At 62.4% G+C, this 271-nt stretch carries 1 protein-coding gene; it reads left to right on the plus strand.

Translation table 11 applies throughout. The features are described from left to right. Window positions 1-271: ZIP family metal transporter (locus AAEY83_RS15215; RefSeq protein ID WP_351060226.1), on the plus strand; the 271-nt coding region annotated here is incomplete at both ends.

Here is a 271-nt window from a genome sequence, read left to right on the forward strand (position 1 = left end):
GCCTTGACCGCTTCGTTCCTCACGAACATGAAAAAAGCGGCCGGCGCGGGCCCGAAGCCAAGCGTTTCAATCGAGTCTGGCTGTTCGTGTTGGCGATCACCCTGCACAACCTGCCGGAAGGCATGGCGATCGGCGTCAGCTTCGCCACCGGCGACATGAAAATCGGCTTGCCGCTGACCACTGCGATCGCCATTCAGGACATTCCGGAAGGTCTCGCTGTGGCGTTGGCGCTGCGCGTGACGGGCATTTCCGCAGGGCGCGCTGCGTTGAT

The sequence above is a fragment of the Psychrobacter sp. TB20-MNA-CIBAN-0197 genome, assembly GCF_040309765.1.
Classification (GTDB): Bacteria; Pseudomonadota; Gammaproteobacteria; order Pseudomonadales; family Moraxellaceae; genus Psychrobacter; species Psychrobacter submarinus.